This is a genomic window from Pseudomonas sp. BLCC-B112, from assembly GCF_028550695.1.
Classification (GTDB): Bacteria; Pseudomonadota; Gammaproteobacteria; order Pseudomonadales; family Pseudomonadaceae; genus Aquipseudomonas; species Aquipseudomonas danubii.
Genome location: NZ_JAQQGK010000004.1, coordinates 401,386 through 420,735 on the forward strand (window position 1 = coordinate 401,386; position 19,350 = coordinate 420,735).

At 62.2% G+C, this 19,350-nt stretch carries 12 protein-coding genes; 7 read left to right on the forward strand and 5 right to left on the reverse strand.

What is annotated here, in order from left to right; genetic code table 11:
• Positions 1-24 precede the first annotated feature (24 nt).
• Both PQT43_RS13100 and PQT43_RS13105 read left to right on the forward strand, forming a co-directional pair.
• The gene (locus PQT43_RS13100) at positions 25-1,254 is read left to right on the forward strand and encodes an MFS transporter (RefSeq protein WP_102879583.1); all 1,230 of its coding nucleotides are present in this window, start codon (positions 25-27) and stop codon (positions 1,252-1,254) included.
• Positions 1,255-1,352: 98 nt separating this feature from the next.
• A complete protein-coding gene (locus PQT43_RS13105; RefSeq protein ID WP_213666296.1) occupies positions 1,353-2,963 on the forward strand; it encodes an amidohydrolase family protein in 1,611 nt (536 codons plus the stop codon).
• Here PQT43_RS13105 and ydiJ read toward each other — a convergent pair.
• Positions 2,951-6,019: a D-2-hydroxyglutarate dehydrogenase YdiJ gene (gene ydiJ, locus PQT43_RS13110; protein ID WP_272754059.1), complete on the reverse strand. Its 3,069-nt coding sequence runs from the start codon at positions 6,017-6,019 to the stop codon at positions 2,951-2,953. The genes PQT43_RS13105 and ydiJ overlap by 13 nt on opposite strands.
• Before the next feature lie 159 nt (positions 6,020-6,178).
• Here ydiJ and PQT43_RS13115 point away from each other — a divergent pair, with 159 nt between their 5' ends.
• On the forward strand, positions 6,179-7,072 hold the full coding sequence (locus PQT43_RS13115) for a LysR substrate-binding domain-containing protein (RefSeq protein ID WP_110651576.1): 894 nt from the start codon (positions 6,179-6,181) through the stop codon (positions 7,070-7,072).
• 210 nt (positions 7,073-7,282) lie between these two features.
• On the opposite strand, the gene PQT43_RS13120 is transcribed toward PQT43_RS13115, so the two are convergent.
• The 4 genes from PQT43_RS13120 to PQT43_RS13135 form a co-directional block, all read right to left on the reverse strand.
• Positions 7,283-7,654, reverse strand: a complete 372-nt coding sequence (locus PQT43_RS13120; protein WP_102865173.1) for a DUF4156 domain-containing protein — start codon at positions 7,652-7,654, stop codon at positions 7,283-7,285.
• Between the two features lie 210 nt (positions 7,655-7,864).
• Positions 7,865-8,863, reverse strand: a complete 999-nt coding sequence (locus tag PQT43_RS13125; protein WP_253084853.1) for a LacI family DNA-binding transcriptional regulator — start codon at positions 8,861-8,863, stop codon at positions 7,865-7,867.
• Positions 8,864-8,964: 101 nt separating this feature from the next.
• Positions 8,965-10,440: a glycoside hydrolase family 32 protein gene (locus PQT43_RS13130; RefSeq protein WP_272754060.1), complete on the reverse strand. Its 1,476-nt coding sequence runs from the start codon at positions 10,438-10,440 to the stop codon at positions 8,965-8,967.
• Positions 10,441-10,453: 13 nt separating this feature from the next.
• Entirely contained in the window at positions 10,454-11,743 is a 1,290-nt protein-coding gene (locus tag PQT43_RS13135) for an MFS transporter (protein WP_272754061.1), read from the reverse strand.
• Positions 11,744-12,171: 428 nt separating this feature from the next.
• Here PQT43_RS13135 and mexE point away from each other — a divergent pair, with 428 nt between their 5' ends.
• The 4 genes from mexE (at position 12,172) to PQT43_RS13155 (ending at position 19,293) form a co-directional block, all read left to right on the forward strand.
• Positions 12,172-13,419 carry a multidrug efflux RND transporter periplasmic adaptor subunit MexE gene (gene mexE / locus PQT43_RS13140; protein WP_110595588.1) on the forward strand — a complete coding sequence of 416 codons (1,248 nt, stop codon included), beginning with the start codon at positions 12,172-12,174 and terminating at the stop codon, positions 13,417-13,419.
• 15 nt (positions 13,420-13,434) lie between these two features.
• The gene (locus PQT43_RS13145; RefSeq protein WP_102879591.1) at positions 13,435-16,614 is read left to right on the forward strand and encodes an efflux RND transporter permease subunit; all 3,180 of its coding nucleotides are present in this window, start codon (positions 13,435-13,437) and stop codon (positions 16,612-16,614) included.
• Positions 16,611-18,032, forward strand: coding sequence for an efflux transporter outer membrane subunit (locus PQT43_RS13150; RefSeq protein ID WP_272754062.1), 1,422 nt, complete (start codon positions 16,611-16,613; stop codon positions 18,030-18,032). The genes PQT43_RS13145 and PQT43_RS13150 overlap by 4 nt, the downstream gene beginning before the upstream one ends.
• 361 nt (positions 18,033-18,393) lie before the next feature.
• The gene (locus PQT43_RS13155) at positions 18,394-19,293 is read left to right on the forward strand and encodes a bestrophin family protein (RefSeq protein ID WP_102865180.1); all 900 of its coding nucleotides are present in this window, start codon (positions 18,394-18,396) and stop codon (positions 19,291-19,293) included.
• Positions 19,294-19,350 lie beyond the last annotated feature (57 nt).

The following is a 19,350-nucleotide window of genomic DNA, read 5'->3' on the forward strand; positions in this document are numbered from 1 at the left end:
TAAGGTGCTGCACGGAGAACAATAATGAGCTGGTTTAGCGAACTTAATACCGTTGAAAAACGCACCTTCTATTCCGCATTGGGTGGCTGGGCGCTGGACGCCCTGGACTTCATGGTGTTCACCTTCGTCATCGCCTCCTTGATGACCCTCTGGCACATCGACAAGGGATCAGTGGGACTGCTGAGCACCGTGACCTTGCTGTTTTCGTCCATTGGCGGATGGGGAGCGGGGATCCTGGCTGACCGCTACGGTCGGGTGCGGCTGCTGCAGATCAGCATTCTGTGGTTCTCGATCTGCACCGTACTGATCGGCTTCGCGCAAAACTTCGAACAGCTGTTTGTGCTTCGTGCGCTGCAAGGCCTCGGGTTCGGCGGCGAGTGGGCAGTGGGCTCGGTGCTGATCGGCGAAATGGTCCGAGCGGAACATCGCGGCAAGGCCGTGGGTATCGTGCAGAGCGGATGGGCCATTGGCTGGGGCGCGGCCGCGCTGCTCTACACAGTGGCCTTCAGCTACCTTCCCGAAGACCTTGCCTGGCGCTCGCTGTTCTGGATCGGCATCGCACCTGCACTCCTGGTGCTCTACATTCGTAAATACGTGCCAGAACCCGAGGTGTTCCTGCAGAGCAAAAAGCAACAGAGCGAAACAGGCAACAGGGTGGCCTTCTGGCACATCTTCTCCCCCTCGCTGCTGCGCACCACCCTGTTGTCCGCGCTGCTGTGCATGGGGGTACAAGGTGGCTACTACGCGATCACCACCTGGTTGCCGGCCTATCTGAAGCTGGAGAAGGGCCTGTCAGTCTTCGGCACCGGCAGCTACCTGCTGGTGGTCATCCTGGGTTCATTCTTCGGCTATGTCTGCGGTGCCTACCTGTCTGACCGGCTGGGGCGCCGCGCCAACTTCATCCTCTTCGCAGTTCTGTCGGCCATCAGCGTGATCTGCTACATGCAACTGAACCTGACCAATACCCAGATGCTGATTCTCGGTTTTCCCTTGGGGTTCGCCGCATCCGGTATCTACAGCGGCATGGGGGCCTTTCTGACAGAACTTTATCCTTCGGCAGTGAGGGCCAACGGCCAGGCGTTCTCCTATAACTTCGGGCGCGCGGTGGGCGCACTGTTCCCGGGACTCGTCGGTTTCATCAGTGCCCAATACAGCCTGGGCACCGCGATTGCGATGTTCGCCGGAGGTGCCTACTGCCTGGTCCTGGTGGTGACCTGCTTCCTCCCGGAAACCAGGGGCAAGCAATTGCACTGAACCAGACATCATTTGTTAGAGTAACGCCCGCGTATCGTTCGTTACGCGGGCGTTCTACGTTTCAAGCTTTTGAAACCGACATTCGATGACTGAGAAAAATGACTATAAAAGCAATTGGCCGACGTGATCACTTCTCGGTTGAGATCTTTCGTTATCTGGAAAGTGAAATACGTGAAGGTCGACTCCGTCCCGGTGATCGCATCCCCACCGAAAGCCGCTTAGCCGAAGCCTTCGCCGTTAGCCGAAATGTCGTGCGTGAAGCTGTGGCGCGGCTCAGTTCGGCTGGCCTCGTCATCAGTCGCCAAGGGCTTGGGGTGTTTGTTGCCACCGAAGCCAACCAGAGCAGCTTCCGCATCACTCAAGAGGAACTGACCGACAGCACCAAGCTGCGCCAGCTCTACGAACTGCGCCTGGACCTCGAAGTCGCCGCAGCCGCCATGGCCGCCCGACGTCGCTCACTCAATCAGTTGAACAAGATCGCAGCGGCGCTGGACACCCTGCGCGACGGCCTGCAAAACCCTCAGGACATGCTGGAGCACAGCCTGCAGTTCAAGCGCGCCATTGCCGACGCCACAGGCAATGAGTACTTTCGCAACTTCATCATCTTTCTCTGCAGCCACGTCTACGAAGCGGCCTTGCTGGAAAACCGCCTGGTGCGTTCGAGTGACCTAGGCGAAACCCTTCTGGCCGAACATCAGGCGATCTTTGACGCGATCAAGCTCGGCGACCCCGACCTCGCCAGGCGCGCCACCTGGCAACAGATCATCAACTCCGCCGAGCGCAATGGGTTGCGGGGATTGCAAGGCTGGGAAATCACTCGCATGAGTTCGCTGGGCGAAACCTACGCCCCGCAATGCGCAGGCCCGGATCCCGAGCCGCGCAAACTGCAACGCACCTTGCCGGACGGGGCATGCGACTGCCACTTCCACGTCTTTGGTGACGAGCATGGGCAACCGTTCTCCCCTCACCGTTCCTACACGCCGCCCCCCGCTCCCCTGGAGGCCTTTGAGCACGTCCAGAAAACCCTGGGGTTGAGTCGCGCAGTCATCGTCCAACCCAGTGTCTACGGGGCGGACAACAGCACCACCCTGGCGGCGCTGAAGCAAGGGGGCAGCGCATTGCGCGGGGTTGTGGTGATCGATACCGACACCGATAGCCAAACCCTGCAGGCGATGCATCGCCTCGGGGTTCGTGGCGTGCGCGTCAACCTGATCTTTAAAAGTGGCGTCGAGGTATCGGATGTTGCGGCCCTGGCGGAAAAAGTCGCACCCCTTGGCTGGCACCTTCAGTTGCTGATCGATATCACCGAATTCGCCGACTTGTACGAAACCGTGGCCAGCCTGCCCGTGCCAGTCGTCATCGACCACATGGGGCACATGCCCACCAGTTGCGGGCTGAACCACCCGGGATTCACCGACCTGCTGCGCCTGCTGCAAGAAGGCCGGGTGTGGGTCAAGCTTTCCGGCGCCTATCGCTTTACCGCGTCGAAGGACTTTCCTTACGACGACGTAACGCCCTACGCCCGAGCGTTGATCGAAGCCAATCCGAACCGGCTGCTGTGGGCAAGCGATTGGCCACATCCGTGCATACCGGTGCCGATGCCCAACGACGCCAGCCTGCTGGAGATGCTGTTCGACTGGGTTGAAAACGATGACGCGCTGATCAAGCAGATCCTGGTGGACAACCCGGCACAGCTCTACGGCTTCTGAAGACGCCCAGCTTGGTCGGCGCCGCGCAGCAACTTCAGCAAGGCCTGGAGCGGGTGCTGGACGGTCTGCCCGTCCTTGCGCTTGACCTGGCTGCGGCACGAGTAGCCATCCGCCAGCAGGCGCCCGGCCCCATTGAGACGGGCCACCAAGGGGCCCCAGGACTGGCGGTAAATGACCTCCGAGGTCCCGGCGTTCTGGGTTTCGTGGCCGTAGGTTCCGGACATCCCACAGCAGCCGCTGGCTTGCACCTGCAACTTCAGACCGACTCGCGCAAAAATCGTCTGCCACAGCGCCACGCTGCCCGGCTCGTTGGTTTTCTCGGTGCAGTGCGGCACAAAGTGGTAAGTCTCCTGGCCCGCGCCCAGCGCTGACGGCGCCAGTACCTGGGCCAGCCATTCCTGCGGCAGCAGCACGCTCGGGGCCTGATCCTGACCCAGGGTCTTGGCGTACTCCTGCCGATAAACCAGGGTCATCGCCGGATCAAGACCCACCAATGGAATCTGATATCGGTGCAGCTGGCGCAGCGATCGGCCGTTGCAATGCGCAGCCTTTTCGAAGGCTCTCAAAAAACCCTGGACCTGCAGCGGCTTGCCATTGGCCGCGAACGGCGCGATGTACACCTCAAACCCCAGCCTGGAAATCAGTTCGATCCAATCGGCCAGCAGCGGTGTTTCGAAGTAACGGGTAAAGGCGTCCTGCACGAGAATCACGCTGCGCGCCCGTTGCGCCGCGTCCAGCCGCTCAAGCAGCGCAGGCGACGCCACGCGCACGTTCCACCGCCGGCAAACCTCATCAAAATCCAGCAGGCTCAGCAGCGGACTGTCGATCATTCCGGCCACCCGCCGCAGAAACGCCCCCACCATCCGCGAGCCGATGATCCCGTTGTACAAGCGCGGCACGCGGGCGAAGTGAGGAATGGTGTACTCAAGGGAACCGATGAGGTAATCCTTCAACGGGCGCAGATAGCGACTGTGGTACAGCTGCAAAAAACGCGAGCGAAAGTCCGGCACATTGACTTTCACCGGGCACTGCCCCGCACAGGACTTGCAGGCGAGGCACCCGGCCATCGCCTCGTAGACCTCGTGGGAAAAGTCTTTCTGGCCCAGCTTCCGTGCAAGCGTATTGAGCGCACGCCTGGGCAGGCCGAGCAGCGCGGACCTGGACGAGAGAGCCGCTTCCAGCACATCGACACCTTGCTGGCCCTGCAAGCGCAGCCACTCACGCACCAGCGACGCGCGCCCCTTGGGCGAGTGCAGTCTATTGCGGGTGCCTTTCCAGGACGGACACATGGCGTCATCGGGGTCGAAGTTGTAGCAGGCGCCGTTGCCGTTGCAATGCACCGCGGCGTCGTAGTGCGACCAGACCCGCTCATCGATGGTGCGATCAAGCTCGCCCCGCAACCGGACCTCGTCCACCCGGGTCAACCGGGCGTCGGGCAGCGTCTTGGGCGTGGCGATCTTGCCCGGATTGAGTTGGTTGTTCGGATCAAAAGCCGCCTTGAGTTCCTGTAGAGCCGGATAGAGTTCGCCGAAGTAGTCGGGCACGTATTGCGACCGCAAGCCTTTGCCATGCTCGCCCCAGAGCAAGCCGCCGTGCTTGTGCGTGAGCTCGGCGACGGCGTCGGAAATGGGCCGGATCAGGGCCGCCTGAGCGGGGTCTTTCATGTCCAGGATCGGCCGCACATGCAGGACCCCGGCGTCCACGTGACCGAACATGCCATATTCCAGGCCATGGCTATCGAGCAGCTCGCGGAACTGCGCAATGAAATCAGCCAGGTGCTCGGGAGGAACGGCGGTATCTTCGACGAACGGCTGGGGCCGGGCGGAGCCTTTGACATTGCCCAGCAACCCCACGGCCCGCTTGCGCATCGCGTAGACCCGCTGCACGGCCTGGGCGCCGACGGCCAGGGTGTGCCCCAATCGCACCACGCGGGTGTCACGCTGCAGGTGCAGGACAAATTCATCCACGCGTTGCAGCAAGGCCGCCTCGTCGTCGCCGCTGAATTCAACCAGGTTGATGCCCAGGGTCGGCACCTCGGGGTCTTGGGGAAAGTACTCGGCGACGCCGTGCCAGACGATGTCGTTCATCGCCAGCCCGAGGACCTTGGAGTCCACCGTCTCGATGGACAGCGGCTTGAGCTGCATCAACGCCTTGGCGTCGCGCAACGCATCCATGAAGCCCGCATACCGCACATTGACCAGGATCGAGTACTGGGGGACAGGCAGCACATTGAGCGTGGCTTCCACAATGAAACCCAGCGAGCCTTCTGAGCCGCACAGGACACTGTTGAGATTGAGTCGCTCGTTGGGCTCCTGCAGATGCGCCAGGTCGTACCCCGTCAGGCAACGGTTCAGCTTGGGAAAGGTGTGTTCGATCAGCTCGGCATATTGCTCCACGATCTGCGATGCACAGCGATGGATCGCGCCAACCTTGTCTTCGCGACGGGCCTGTGCCTGCCACTGATCAGGCTCCAGGGGCACACTGTCGAGCCGCTCGCCACCGATGAGAATGGTCGACAGCGCCAGGACATGATCACGGGTCTTGCCATAGGTGCAGCTGCCCTGGCCGCTTGCGTCGGTGTTGATCATGCCGCCGATGGTGGCCCGGTTCGACGTCGACAGCTCGGGCGCAAAAAACAGTCCATGGGGTTTCAACGCCGCGTTGAGCTGGTCTTTGACCACGCCGCTTTGCACCCGCACCCAGCGCTCCTCGACGTTGATCTCAAGGATGCCGTTCATGTGGCGCGACAAGTCGACCACGATCCCGCTGGTCAACGATTGACCATTGGTGCCGGTTCCTCCGCCCCGCGGCGTGAGTACCACCGAGCTGAATGGCGCCAGGGCCACGAGGCGGGCCAACAGCTGAACATCCTGCACATTGCGCGGAAACACCGCGGCTTGCGGCAGGCGCTGATAGATCGAGTTGTCGGTCGCCAGCACGGTCCTGAGCCCATGATCGCGAGCGATTTCTCCCTGGAAACCTTCCTTTTCCAGGCGAGCCAGGAACAACTCGCAGGCTGGGTTTTTGACTTCATGGGGAGACAACCGGGCAATCATGCTGGAATTCCTACTGGCGATACCGCTAATCTGAGCATTCTCGTTATGTATGCTTTCCCCCCGACAGCTGCTGCATGGCAAGGGGCGCACCCACGATTTTGTGGGGCCAAGACGTTTCACACAAACGTAAAACCTGCAGCTTTTGCATGAGCTTTATGAATGAACCCACGCCGACTGACCCCTTCAATGTCCCTGCTGGTCGCCTTCGAGGCCGCCGCCCGCCATTGCAGCTTCACCAAAGCCGCGGACGAACTGGCCCTGACCCAAAGCGCGGTCAGCCGGCAAGTGCAGGCCCTGGAATCGCAGCTGGAGATCTCGCTGTTCAAGCGCGAGGGCAGAAAAATCGAACTCACCGCCGCCGGCGCCCTGTACCAGCATGAGCTCAGCGCCGCATTGGGGCGCATTCGCAGCGCCACCCTGCAGACCATTGCCTTCAAGGAAGAAGATGGCCCGTTGAACCTGGCGGTGCTTCCGACGTTCGGCTCAAAATGGCTGCTGCCAAAAATGCATGAGTTTTATGCCCGTCATCCCAGGAACCTGGTGCATATCCATTCAAGGATCATTCACGCCGACAACCCCTCCAGCGTGGGCGACATGCAGGCCATCATCTGCGCGGGGAAAGGGGACTGGCCGGGCTACGTGTCGCACCTGCTGCTGCGAGAAAAACTGATCGTCATCGCCAGCCCCAAGGCCCTGGCAGGCAACCCCGAGCTATCGCTGGACGAGCTCCCCCATCATTTGCTGCTCAATGTGGTGTCTCGCCCCAACGGCTGGTCTGATTGGTTCGACTTCAACAACCTGGATCACCAGAAAATGCGCACGGGCCCCAGCTTCGAGCTCACCGCCCACCTGATCCAGGCGGTGGCCGCAGGCATAGGTATCGGGCTGGTTCCCGATATCCTGGTGCAGGAGGAAATCGAGTCTGGAGCCGTGGTCAAGCTGTTCGACCCCATGGAAAGCGGCCGCAACTATTACCTGACCTGCGCCGCGCGCTACCAGCACTTTCCGGCGTTCAAGACCTTCAGCGCCTGGTTGCTGTCCCTCCCCTCCTGAGGCACCCGCTGCAAGCATCATCCTGCTGCGGGCTCGGCAGCAGAAATGGCCGAGCGCTCCGTTCAACACATCACCAGCGCATGTTCATCGGCAGCAGCGGACGCAAATCCCGGCGCTGACCGCTCCCGAACCGATGCCGACATCCATAGCGCTGACAGCTCGGCCATTGACGGGGCAAAGCTGTTCAGCGCTCAGCGGCAGGCCGCCGGCTCAGGACTCGGGACAGCGATAGACATTGCCCGAAAGCGTCACGTTGGTTTGCTCCAGGCGATTGTCCGAACCGGTCTGCCCTGCGCGCTGAGTGAGCAGGTAAACCCGGTTGCCCCCCAGCGCCGCGGCCTTGTTTTTCAGGTCGTTGCGGGCGCCGGTTTCGAGATTGGCGTTACCCGTGATACTGCCCAATAAAAAGTCGCCCTGACTGCCGGTGACATCACCAAGAAACTGGCATTCACGTCCTGGTTCGTTGTGGGTGATGCGCACATTGTTGGCCCCGGGTCCGGCTATTGAAGTGGGCGCGCAACCTGCCAGGACAAACAACGCGGCGCACAGACCGATCCCCGTGAGCCTATGAGAGAGATACATCCGGATGATTCCTTTCGTGCATTTGGAGCGATACCCCGAGCGGAGAATCCTTCGGGGCGGTAGAGCACGCAGTATCAAACTTTGCTGAAGCCGGAGTTGTATTAATCAGTGAATCTGCAGTCAAAAAATGTAAAGGCTGGCCGACGATTCGCCAGCACCAGGATCATGAGCACCCGCCGGGTGCGCGCATTGTCCTGTCAGCCATGCCGTTCAGCAGGATTCGCGTTCTACCAGCGGGCACGCAACCCTGTGAATCGTCGGCTGTTCCCAGCGCTCAATGAGGTATTGAGCAGAACGCCGCCCCATTTCGTAATACGGCAACTGCACGGTACTGAGCGGCGGATAGAACAGCTCGGCAACACCGATCATGTTGTCGTACCCCAGAACCGCCACGTCCTGCGGAATACGCAGACCGCGACTTAGCAAGTACTGGTAAGCCAGCAAAGCGATGCGGTCGTTACCACAGATAAGAAGATCGAACGCTGGCGCTCCTTGCGACGCTTGCAATTGCGTCTCCAGCGCGGCGATCGTTTCCTGATAGGCGTCATCCTGGGACAGGCTGTATTGAGGAACATCGGCCACGGATATTCCAGCCTCAGTGAGGGCTCGACACAATCCAAGCTGGCGCTGCTCCCAGGCCAGGCTGGCTTGTGGCAGGTTGATGCACAACGGACTGCGGTAGCCACGCTTGAGCGCATGCCGCACAGCCTGATACTGGCCGTCGGCATCGTCAGGCACATAACAGGCCACCCCGGACTCAAGGCTCATGCAATTGCTCAGCACCAGCGGCAGGCTGCGCAACGCCGGGGGGATCTCGATGGTCCGCAGCTGCATGGCGCTGAAGATGATTCCGTCAGGCTGGTGGGACAGCATCAGGTCGATGGTCTGCTGGCTCGGCGGCACTTCGAACACGTTGAGGATGAAGACATTCCAGCCGTGTTCCCGGGCGGTGCGCTCCATGGACAGGAGCATTTCCACGGCGAAGGGCGTGGTGGCGGTATCCAGCGCGAAGACGCCAATGGTTTTGCTACGGGAAGCGCCGCCGCGGATCTGTCGGGCAGAAAGACTGGGGACATAACCCAGGGTCTCAACCGCTTGCAGGACTTTCGCCAGGGTTTCCTGATTGACTTTTTCCGGGGTATTGAGCGCCCTGGACACCGTCATCAAGGAAACCCCTGCGAGGTGCGCGACATCTTTAACTGAGGCCATTCGCAGGTGCCAATGCTTGTATGGCCGGGCATCATGTCATGCTTGGCAAAAGCATGACAACACATCGCCAGACGTCGCGCGCCCATGGCCGATCACCAGGGTCAGAGGCGCAGATCGGCCAGGTGCCAGACCGACGCATCGCCAAACCCAGCGCTGCCATTGACCGCAAACGCCATGACCGCCTGGCTGTCCGGACCAGGATAGATCCGGCTGCTCAAGCTATAAGCGCCGTCATCGACAAACACCTCGATAGACGAACGATCAAGGAAAATCCGCAAGTCTATCCGCGTTTGTCCCTTGGCTATCGGCACGCTGCGCGCACCGCTCACCCCCACTCCCGAGTGTTGCCTGTCCAGCACCAGGCGGCGCGCCATCGCATCGAAATACACCAGGGTCCGCTCTTGCTGATCCTCACTGCAACGCAGCGCCAGCCCAAAGCGCTCAGCAGTGCTGCCAGCCAGGTCCAGGGACAGTTCGAACTCCAGTAACGTCCCTCGCTCATCGAGCAGGCAATTGCCGGATTCGACCACGCCGATCGCCAGTGTCCGTTGCGACTGGCGTAGCGCCTTCAGCTCGCGGGCCGGCCGCATGCGCAGGCGCTCGCCATTACGGCTCAGTTCACGAGGCAGCGACAGCGCACCACACCAGTGCTGCGCCTGACTCGGCATCGGGCTCTCCCACATGTCCATCCAGGCCCACAACAGGCGGCGCCCGTCCGGCGCCAGCAGGGTCTGCGCCGCATAAAAATCGTGACCATGATCCAGTTCACGCGGCTCACCGCACTCGCTGAAGTATCCACGGTCGTCCAGCAGGCCCATCCGATAGCTGTTCTGGAACTTGTTCCAGTTGTCATAACCGCTGGGCTTCAGGCCTTGAGGCGAATAGAGAAACACATCGTTGCCATCGAGTTCGAACAGGTCCGGACACTCCCACATGTAGCCGTCCGACTCGCGTCGCCCCTGCAGCGCGCACCTGAGGTACTTCCAGTGATGCAGATCGTCGGAGCGATAGAGCAGGAGCAGCGGGTCGTCGCCTTGGCGAGCGCCCAGGGCCATCCACCACTGCCCTGCTCGCCGCCACACCTTGGGATCGCGAAAATGCATGATGCTCGGCTCAGGCGCCGTATCGATCACCGCCCCGTGCTTGCTGAACGAAACGCCATCGATGCTGCTGGCCAGGCACTGGACCTGACGAATGTGCCGCTCATCACCCGGCGCACCCAGCCAGGTATGCCCGGTGTAGATCAGGTACAGCCTGTCGTCCGCGACCACCGCAGATCCTGAAAAGCAGCCATCGCGGTCATCGGCGTCGCCAGGCGCCAGCGCGATGGGCAGATGCTCCCAGTGCACCAGGTCGCGGCTCTTGGCATGCCCCCAGTGCATCGGCCCCCACTTAGCCGAATAGGGATGATGTTGGTAGAACACATGGTACTCACCGCGAAAAAACACCAGGCCGTTCGGGTCATTCATCCATCCTGCCGGCGGCGCAAGGTGATAGGCCAGGCGATAGTCATCCTCCCGCTCGGGCAGTTTTTTTTCGATAGCGCGATGCGCTTGCTCTAACAGTGCAGCGTGCATGGCCGGTTCCTGTCTAGGGTTCATAACGAAGGGCAGATTGAGCGATGGCAGGCAGCTCCGGCGAATCGCCAGACCGGTCTTGAGCGGCGCCGCGCACGGGGTCCTTGCGCAACAAGGTCCATGACAGCAACAGGCAAACGCCGACCAGGCCTGCCATCAGCACGTAGACGCTGGAGAAACCGAAATGGTCGTAGCCGTAGCCCACCAGCGGCGATAGCAACATGGCGGTCAATTGCTGGGCGAACTGGAATCCCACCAGGTAGATCGAGGCGGACAGCCGAGAGTCGAAGTTCAGCGAAATGTATTTGAATATCGAGACCAGCAAGATGGGCACTTCCAAGGCGTGCAACATCTTGCAGGCGGCGATAGCCCAGGCCTGCGTTGCCATTCCGGAGCCGAGGATGCGCACAAACATGATGCTGCCGGCCAGGATCAGCCCGTATTTGGCGCCTGTACGGCTGACCACCCAGGGTGCAAACAGCATCAAGACCGCCTCGACCAGCACCTGAGACGAGTTCAGGTAGCCATAGGCGCGGGTGCCCTCCTCCGGGGTCGGGAAAAACGAGGAGAAATACACCGGAAACTGTTGCTCGTAGATCATGTAGATCCCGCACACCCCCGTCAGGTACAGGCTGAAAGCCCAGAATCGCGGGAGTGTCAGCAACTTCCAGAGATCGTTCAGGCGCACGGGGTGGGCAACGCTGCCCGCCTGCGCAGCCGGCTGGTTCAAACGGTCAAGGTCCAGGCGGGACAGGATCAGCAGGAACACGACGCCGGCGGCGCTGCTCATGTAAAAAGCAATGTCAGGATCAATGTTGAACACCACGCCGACCACACCGGTCGCGCTGGCCCAGCCCAACGATCCCCACATTCGGGTGGTTCCAAACTCGAACCCCGCATGACGTGACAAACGCTCGGTGTAGGACTCGATTACCCCCACGCCTGCCAGCATCGCCAGCGCCAGAAACGCCGCACCGACCAAGGCGCCGAGCACCACGTTCTGCGCCAACAGGCCGGCGTAGACATAAATGGCAAACGGGGCCGCAGCGCAGAGCAAGATGCCAATCCATACCAACAGCTTTTTGGACAGCCCGAGGCGGTCTTGAAGAGCGCCGTAGAAGGGCTGAACCAGCAACGCCGCAATGGCGTTGGCGGCGAAAATGAACCCGGTTTCCGTGCCATTCAAGCCAATGACTCGATGCAGCCAGATAGAGAACAGCGAATAGCTGGATGACCACGAAAAGAAGAAGAAAAACAATAAACCACTGATAAGCCAGTACTCGCGTTTGGCGGCAAGCTGCATGTGACGACCCTCTTGTTCTTATCTAGGTTAACGTTAACATTGCGACATATTACGCGTCTTCAAACCCTTCGCTGTCAAGTGGAGTCATCTGCAAAAAGCGCTCAACACGCCCCGCATGAGCCGCAGAAGGTCCCTGCGCGACAGGCACCTGCGAGCCGTTCAAACAATCTCTGCAATGCCCGAATACAAAGACAGGAGGGCCTGTTCGCCGACAGCTGCCCCCTGCTCCGGCGGGCAATGTTGCGTATGCGGCAACAATCAATTGCATACCAGGGGATTGATAGCACCCTAACGAAAGGTGCAGGCTAGAGGGCTCGCTTGGGGCTTATATCATTCCGAATGATAGTTACCTTCGCTTCATTCGATTCGTGAGATACCACCCTGCCGAGCATCATCCGCCCATCTCAAATTACCTTGGCGGATGAACCATGGACCAGTCAGTCAAACTCTTGCGTTACCCCTTAGCCGCCCTCGCCGTTCTGGTCATGAGTGCCTGCGGCAAAGCCCCGGAAACCGCCTCCGCCCCGCCCGCTGCCAAGGTCAGTGTGGCCAAGGTGCTGGAGCAGCCGGTCAACGAATGGGATGAGTTCACCGGACGCCTGGAAGCCCCGGAAACCGTGGAAATCCGGCCACGGGTCTCGGGCCAGATCGATCAGGTGGCGTTCACCGAAGGCGCCCTGGTGAAGAAAGGCGACCTGCTGTTCCAGATCGACCCGCGCCCCTTCCAGGCTGAAGTCCGCCGCCTCGAAGCCCAGCTGCAACAAGCCCGGGCCACCGCCACCCGCAGTGCCAACGAAGCCCAGCGCGGCCAGCGCCTGCTGACCAGCAACGCGATTTCCGCCGAGCTGGCCGACACCCGCAGCAGCGCCGCCCAGGAAGCCCGGGCCGGAGTCGATGCGATCCAGGCTCAACTGGACCTGGCCAAGCTCAACCTGAGCTTTACCCGGGTGGTGGCCCCCATCAGCGGTCGCGTCAGCCGCGCACAGATCACCGCCGGCAACCTGGTGACCGCCGATGTCACCCCGCTCACCAGCCTGGTGTCCACCGACAAGGTCTACGCCTACTTCGACGCTGACGAACGTGTGTACCTCAAGTACACCCAACTCGCCCGCCAGGGTCAGCGCGGCCAGACCACCCCGGTGTACCTGGGCCTGTCCAATGAAGAAGGCCACCCGCACCTGGGCCAGATGAACTTCGTCGACAACCAGGTCAACCCCAAGACCGGCACCATCCGCGGCCGCGCCGTGTTCGACAACCGTGACGGCAGCTACACCCCGGGCCTGTATGCGCGCCTGAAACTGGTGGGCAGCGGCACCTACTCGGCGATGCTGATCAACGACGAAGCCGTGGGCACCGACCTGGGCAAGAAGTTCGTGCTGGTGATGGACGCCGACAACAAGCCGGCCTACCGCGCCGTGGAGCTGGGGCCGAAGATCGAAGGCCTGCGCATCGTGCGCAACGGGCTGAGCAAGGACGACACCATCATCGTCAAGGGCTTGCAGCGGGCACGTCCCGGTGCCCCGGTCACACCTGAAGTGATCCCCATGGCCAGCCAGGAAACCCTCGCCGCCCTGGCCCAACAACGCCAAGCACTGGAAGCCAGCAACCTGCCGCAGGTCACCCCTGCCAAGGCGGCTCCGGCTGTGAAACTCGCCGCTGCGACACCGCGCGGTTAAGGGACGACTCTCAAGATGAATTTTTCCCAGTTCTTCATTTCAAGGCCGATCTTCGCCGCGGTGCTGTCGCTGCTGATCCTGATCGCCGGCGCCATCTCGCTGTTCCAGCTGCCCATCAGCGAATACCCGGAAGTGGTGCCGCCCACCGTGGTGGTGCGCGCCAACTTCCCGGGGGCCAACCCGAAAGTCATCGGTGAAACCGTGGCCGCGCCACTGGAACAAGCCATCACCGGGGTCGAGAACATGCTCTACATGTCCTCGCAATCCACCGCCGACGGCAAGATCACCCTGACCATCACCTTCGCCCTGGGCACCGACCTGGACAACGCCCAGGTGCAGGTGCAGAACCGTGTGACCCGCACCCAGCCCAAGCTGCCGGAAGAAGTGACGCGCATCGGTATCACCGTGGACAAGGCCTCTCCGGACCTGACCATGGTGGTCCACCTGACCTCGCCGGACAAACGCTACGACATGCTCTACCTGTCCAACTACGCCCTGCTCAACATCAAGGATGAGCTGGCGCGCCTGGGCGGCGTGGGGGATGTGCAGCTGTTCGGCATGGGCGACTACTCGCTGCGGGTCTGGCTGGATCCGAACAAGACCGCTTCGCGCAACCTGACCGCCACCGACGTGGTCACTGCGATCCGTGAACAGAACCGTCAGGTCGCCGCCGGTGCCCTGGGCGCACCGCCTGCGCCCAGCGCCACCAGCTTCCAGCTGTCGGTCAACACCCAGGGCCGACTGGTCACCGAGGAAGAGTTCGAAAACATCATCATTCGCTCAGGCGAAGACGGTGAGATCACTCGCCTGAAAGACATCGCCCGCATCGAACTGGGGTCGAGCCAGTACGCCTTGCGTTCGCTGCTCAACAACCAGCCGGCGGTGGCGATCCCGATCTTCCAGCGCCCGGGCTCCAACGCCATCGAGATCTCCAATGAAGTGCGGGCCAAGATGGCCGAACTCAAGCAGAGCTTCCCGCAGGGCATGGACTTCAGCATCGTCTACGACCCGACCATCTTCGTCCGCGGCTCCATCGAGGCAGTGGTGCACACCCTGTTCGAAGCGCTGATCCTGGTGGTGCTGGTGGTGATCCTGTTCCTGCAGACCTGGCGCGCCTCGATCATCCCGCTGGTGGCCGTACCGGTGTCGCTGATCGGCACCTTCGCGGTGATGCACCTGTTCGGTTTCTCCCTCAATGCCCTGTCGCTGTTCGGCCTGGTGCTGGCCATCGGTATCGTGGTGGACGACGCCATCGTGGTGGTGGAGAACGTCGAACGGAACATCGGCCTGGGGCTGAACCCGGTGGAGGCCACCCAGCGCGCCATGCGCGAAGTGACCGGCCCGATCATCGCCACCGCCCTGGTGCTGTGCGCGGTGTTCGTACCGGCGGCCTTCATCAGTGGCCTGACCGGGCAGTTCTACAAGCAGTTCGCCCTGACCATCGCGATTTCCACGGTGATCTCGGCCTTCAACTCCCTGACCCTGTCGCCGGCCCTGGCCGCAGTACTGCTCAAGGAACACCATGCACCCAAGGACCGCTTCTCGAAGATCCTCGACAAGCTGCTGGGGGGCTGGCTGTTCAAACCCTTCAACCGCTTCTTCGATCGTGCCAGCCATGGTTACGTCGGCACGGTGCGCCGGGTCATCCGCGGCAGCGGCATCGCCCTGTTCCTCTATGCCGGCCTGATGGTGCTGACCTGGTTCGGCTTCGCCCACACCCCGACCGGTTTCGTGCCGGCCCAGGACAAGCAGTACCTGGTGGCCTTCGCCCAACTGCCGGACGCGGCGAGCCTGGACCGCACCGAAGACGTGATCAAGCGCATGTCCGACATCGCCCTCAAGCAACCCGGCGTGGAAAGCGCGGTGGCCTTCCCCGGCCTGTCGATCAACGGCTTCACCAACAGCCCGAACAACGGCATCGTCTTCGTCACCTTGAAGCCCTTCGATGAGCGCAAGGACCCAAGCATGTCCGCCGGTGCCATCGCCGGTGCCCTGAACGGCAAGTACGCCGATATCCAGGACGCCTACATGGCGATCTTCCCACCGCCGCCGGTACAGGGCCTGGGGACCATTGGTGGCTTCCGCTTGCAGGTGGAGGATCGCAGCGGGCTGGGTTACGACGAGCTGTATAAAGAAGTGCAGAACGTCATCACCAAGAGCCGCAGCGTGCCGGAACTGGCTGGGCTGTTCACCAGCTACCAGGTCAACGTGCCTCAGGTGGACGCGGCCATCGACCGGGAAAAGGCAAAGACCCACGGCGTGGCGATTTCCGACATCTTCGACACCCTGCAGATCTACCTGGGTTCGCTGTATGCCAACGACTTCAACCGCTTTGGCCGCACCTACCAGGTCAACGTCCAGGCCGAGCAGCAGTTCCGTCTCGAGCCCGAGCAGATCGGCCAACTGAAAGTGCGCAACAACAAGGGCGAGATGATTCCCCTGGCGACCTTCATCAAGGTCAGCGACACCGCCGGTCCCGACCGCGTGATGCACTACAACGGCTTCGTCACCGCGGAAATCAACGGTGCGGCCGCCCCGGGCTACAGCTCCGGGCAGGCAGAAGCGGCGATCGAGAAACTGCTCAAGGAAGAACTGCCCAATGGCATGACCTACGAATGGACCGAGCTGACCTACCAGCAGATCCTGGCCGGTAACACCGCCCTGTTCGTCTTCCCGCTCTGCGTGCTGCTGGCCTTCCTGGTACTGGCCGCGCAATACGAGAGCTGGAGCCTGCCGCTGGCGGTGATCCTGATCGTGCCGATGACCCTGCTGTCGGCGATTACCGGGGTGATCATCTCCGGTGGCGACAACAACATCTTCACCCAGATCGGCCTGATCGTACTGGTGGGCCTGGCCTGCAAGAACGCGATCCTGATCGTCGAGTTCGCCAAGGACAAGCAAGAGGAAGGCCTCGATCCGCTGGCGGCGGTACTGGAAGCCTGCCGCCTGCGTCTGCGGCCGATCCTGATGACCTCCTTCGCCTTCATCATGGGCGTGGTGCCCCTGGTGATCTCCAGCGGCGCCGGTGCGGAAATGCGTCACGCCATGGGCGTCGCAGTGTTCTCCGGGATGCTCGGGGTGACCTTCTTCGGCCTGCTGCTGACCCCAGTGTTCTATGTCCTGATCCGCAATTATGTGGAGCGCAGCGAGGCCCGCAAAGCCGCCCGCGCCCTGCAACTGGAGACGCAACAATGAGTGCCAAAGTCTTCCTGCCGAGCCTGCTGGTGCTGGCCCTCGGTGCCTGCGCCGTCGGTCCGGACTACCAAAGCCCAACCACCGAGGCGGCGCACATCAGCGCCGTCACCGATGGCGCTGCGGGCCAGAAGAACTTCGACCGCGCACGCTTCGAAGGCATCTGGTGGCAACAGTTCGATGACCCGACCCTGAACCAGCTGGTGAGCAAATCGTTGCAGGGCAACCGTGAACTGCGGGTGGCCTTCGCCCGCCTGCGGGCCGCCCGGGCAATTCGCGATGACGCCAGCAATGACGCCATGCCCACCATCACCAGCCGCGCCAGCAGCGACCAAGCCAAGGGGCAGATTCCGGGGCAGACCACCAAGCGGGTCAAGAGCGAGCGCTACGACCTGGGCCTGGACATGGCCTGGGAGCTGGACCTGTTTGGCCGCATCCAGCGCAACCTGGAAGCCACCGACGCCGACCAGCAAGCCGCCGAGGCCGACCTGTATCAGCTGCAAGTGACCATGATCGCCGAGCTGGTTGACGCCTACGGCCAGTTGCGCGGCGCACAGCTGCGGGAAAAGATCGCCCTGGCCAACCTGGACAACCAGCAGGCCTCGCGCAAGATCACCGAAAGCCTGCGCGACGCCGGGGTCGGCGACCAGCTCGACGTGGTCCGCGCCGATGCCCGCCTGGCTTCGGTGGAAGCCAGCGTGCCGCAGCTGCAGGCCGAGCAGACCCGCCAGCGCAACCGCATCGCCACCCTGCTGGGCGAGCGTCCGGACCAGCTCAGCGTCGACCTGTCGCCGGCGCAGCTGCCGGCGATTGCCAAGGCCCTGCCGATTGGCGATCCGGGCGAGCTGCTGCAACGCCGGCCGGACATTCTCAGCGCCGAACGCCAGCTGGCGGCGGCCACCGCACGGATTGGCGTGGCCAAGGCCGACCTGTTTCCACGGGTCAGCCTCAGCGGCTTCCTCGGCTTCACCGCCGGACGCGGTTCACAGATCGGCTCCTCGGCGGCCAGTGCCTGGGCCCTGGGCCCAAGCATCTCCTGGGCGGCCTTTGACCTGGGCAGCGTGCGGGCCCGCCTGCGGGGTGCCGACGCCAATGCCGATGGCGCCCTGGCCAGCTACGAGCAGCAAGTGCTGCTGGCCCTGGAAGAATCGGAAAACGCCTTCAGCGATTACGGCAAGCGCCAGCAACGGCTGATCTCCTTGATCCGCCAGAGCGAGTCCAGCCGTGCCGCCGCGGACCTGGCCGAGATCCGCTACCGCGAAGGCACCGTGGACTTCCTGGTGCTGCTGGACGCCCAGCGTGAAAGGCTGGCGGCCGAAGATGCCCAGGCCCAGGCCGAAGTCGACCTGTACCGCGGCATTGTCGCCATCTACAAGGCCCTGGGCGGTGGCTGGCAGCCGGAGACGGTGGCCAGCCAGTAAGGATTTGCAACGAGCTCCTTTGGTTGGCCGCAACCAACCAATGTTTTGCCCCGTGGATCATTCGGTCGCGGGGCTTTTTTTTTGCCACGACATCGCCAAGCAAGGTCCTTCGGACCTTTTCGCAGCCTCGCCGCAGGCTCGACAGCGGCTACACAACGCCCTGTAGCCGCTGCCGCAGGCTGCGAACGGCCCGAAGGGACGCCAGGATCGCAAGGCCGCTCAAGGCTCCGCGGGCAATCGTCAGGCAAGGGCCGGCGGCCGATAGAGGCAATCGATCATTCGGTCGATCGTTACGATTGGACAGCCCTACAGCGCGCTCCTACTCTTCACTCGCCGCGTAATCGCCCTGGCCTCAGCCCTCATGATCGTCCGCCCCAAGCCCAACCTGATCAGCATCCTCTTTGCCCTCAAGGGCTCGATCGCCAAGCGCATTGCCTTGCGCTGCGTGCTGATCACCCTGCTGGCGTCGGTCATCGTCCTGGTGGAAACCCTGCAGCCCACCTATTTCTCCAAGGTCAATGCCACGCCCTTCACCCTGCTGGGCCTGTCGCTGTCGATTTTCATGAGTTTTCGCAACAACGCTTGCTACGACCGCTGGTGGGAAGGCCGCAAGCAGTTGGGGCAGTTGATCATCGAGGTCCGTTCGCTGATCCGCGAAAGCCTGATCATCGACGCTCATCCCCAGCGCGAGGGCCTGCTGCGCGACCTCTGCGGCTTCGCCCACAGCCTGATTGCCCGTCTGCGCCATGAAGACGAAGCCCGCGCCTTGCAACCCTGGGCCCAGGCCGACATCGACCCGCAGCACCCCAACCTCACCGATGCCCAGTTGCAACGCATCGGCCAGCGCTGCTCGCAGTGGGCGCAACAGGGGCTGATCAGTGAATGGCGCTACACCCAGATGGAAACCCGCCTGGTCAGCCTGAGCCAGGTCCAGGCCGCCTGCGAACGCATCCAGAACACCCCGCTGCCCTTCCCCTACACCTTGCTGCTGCACCGCACCATCTACCTGTTCTGCATCCTCCTGCCCTTTGCCATGGCCGAGCCCCTGGGCTGGCTGACACCGATCTTCACCGCCATCGTCAGCTACACCTTCCTGGGCCTCGACGAAATCGGCAACGACCTCGAAGACCCCTTTGGCTACGACGACAATGATCTGCCGTGCAACGCTCTATTGCGCGGCCTGGAGCGTGAAGTCCTGGCCGCACTGGGGCACCGGGACCTGCCGCCACCACTGCAACCCCAGGAATACGTACTGACCTGAACCCGGGTTTGACTCAGGCCCATTCCTGACCGAAGCTTGCGCCTTCCAAAAGTCGCC

Coding starts and splice junctions, on each gene's coding strand:
- mexE (WP_110595588.1), top strand. CDS start 12,172: ATGGACCAGTCAGTCAAACTCTTGCGTTACCCCTTAGCCGCCCTCGCC.
- PQT43_RS13105 (WP_213666296.1), top strand. CDS start 1,353: ATGACTATAAAAGCAATTGGCCGACGTGATCACTTCTCGGTTGAGATC.
- PQT43_RS13145 (WP_102879591.1), top strand. CDS start 13,435: ATGAATTTTTCCCAGTTCTTCATTTCAAGGCCGATCTTCGCCGCGGTG.
- PQT43_RS13135 (WP_272754061.1), bottom strand. CDS start 11,743: ATGCAGCTTGCCGCCAAACGCGAGTACTGGCTTATCAGTGGTTTATTG.
- PQT43_RS13115 (WP_110651576.1), top strand. CDS start 6,179: ATGAACCCACGCCGACTGACCCCTTCAATGTCCCTGCTGGTCGCCTTC.
- PQT43_RS13125 (WP_253084853.1), bottom strand. CDS start 8,863: ATGGCCTCAGTTAAAGATGTCGCGCACCTCGCAGGGGTTTCCTTGATG.
- PQT43_RS13155 (WP_102865180.1), top strand. CDS start 18,394: ATGATCGTCCGCCCCAAGCCCAACCTGATCAGCATCCTCTTTGCCCTC.
- ydiJ (WP_272754059.1), bottom strand. CDS start 6,019: ATGATTGCCCGGTTGTCTCCCCATGAAGTCAAAAACCCAGCCTGCGAG.
- PQT43_RS13100 (WP_102879583.1), top strand. CDS start 25: ATGAGCTGGTTTAGCGAACTTAATACCGTTGAAAAACGCACCTTCTAT.
- PQT43_RS13120 (WP_102865173.1), bottom strand. CDS start 7,654: ATGTATCTCTCTCATAGGCTCACGGGGATCGGTCTGTGCGCCGCGTTG.
- PQT43_RS13150 (WP_272754062.1), top strand. CDS start 16,611: ATGAGTGCCAAAGTCTTCCTGCCGAGCCTGCTGGTGCTGGCCCTCGGT.
- PQT43_RS13130 (WP_272754060.1), bottom strand. CDS start 10,440: ATGCACGCTGCACTGTTAGAGCAAGCGCATCGCGCTATCGAAAAAAAA.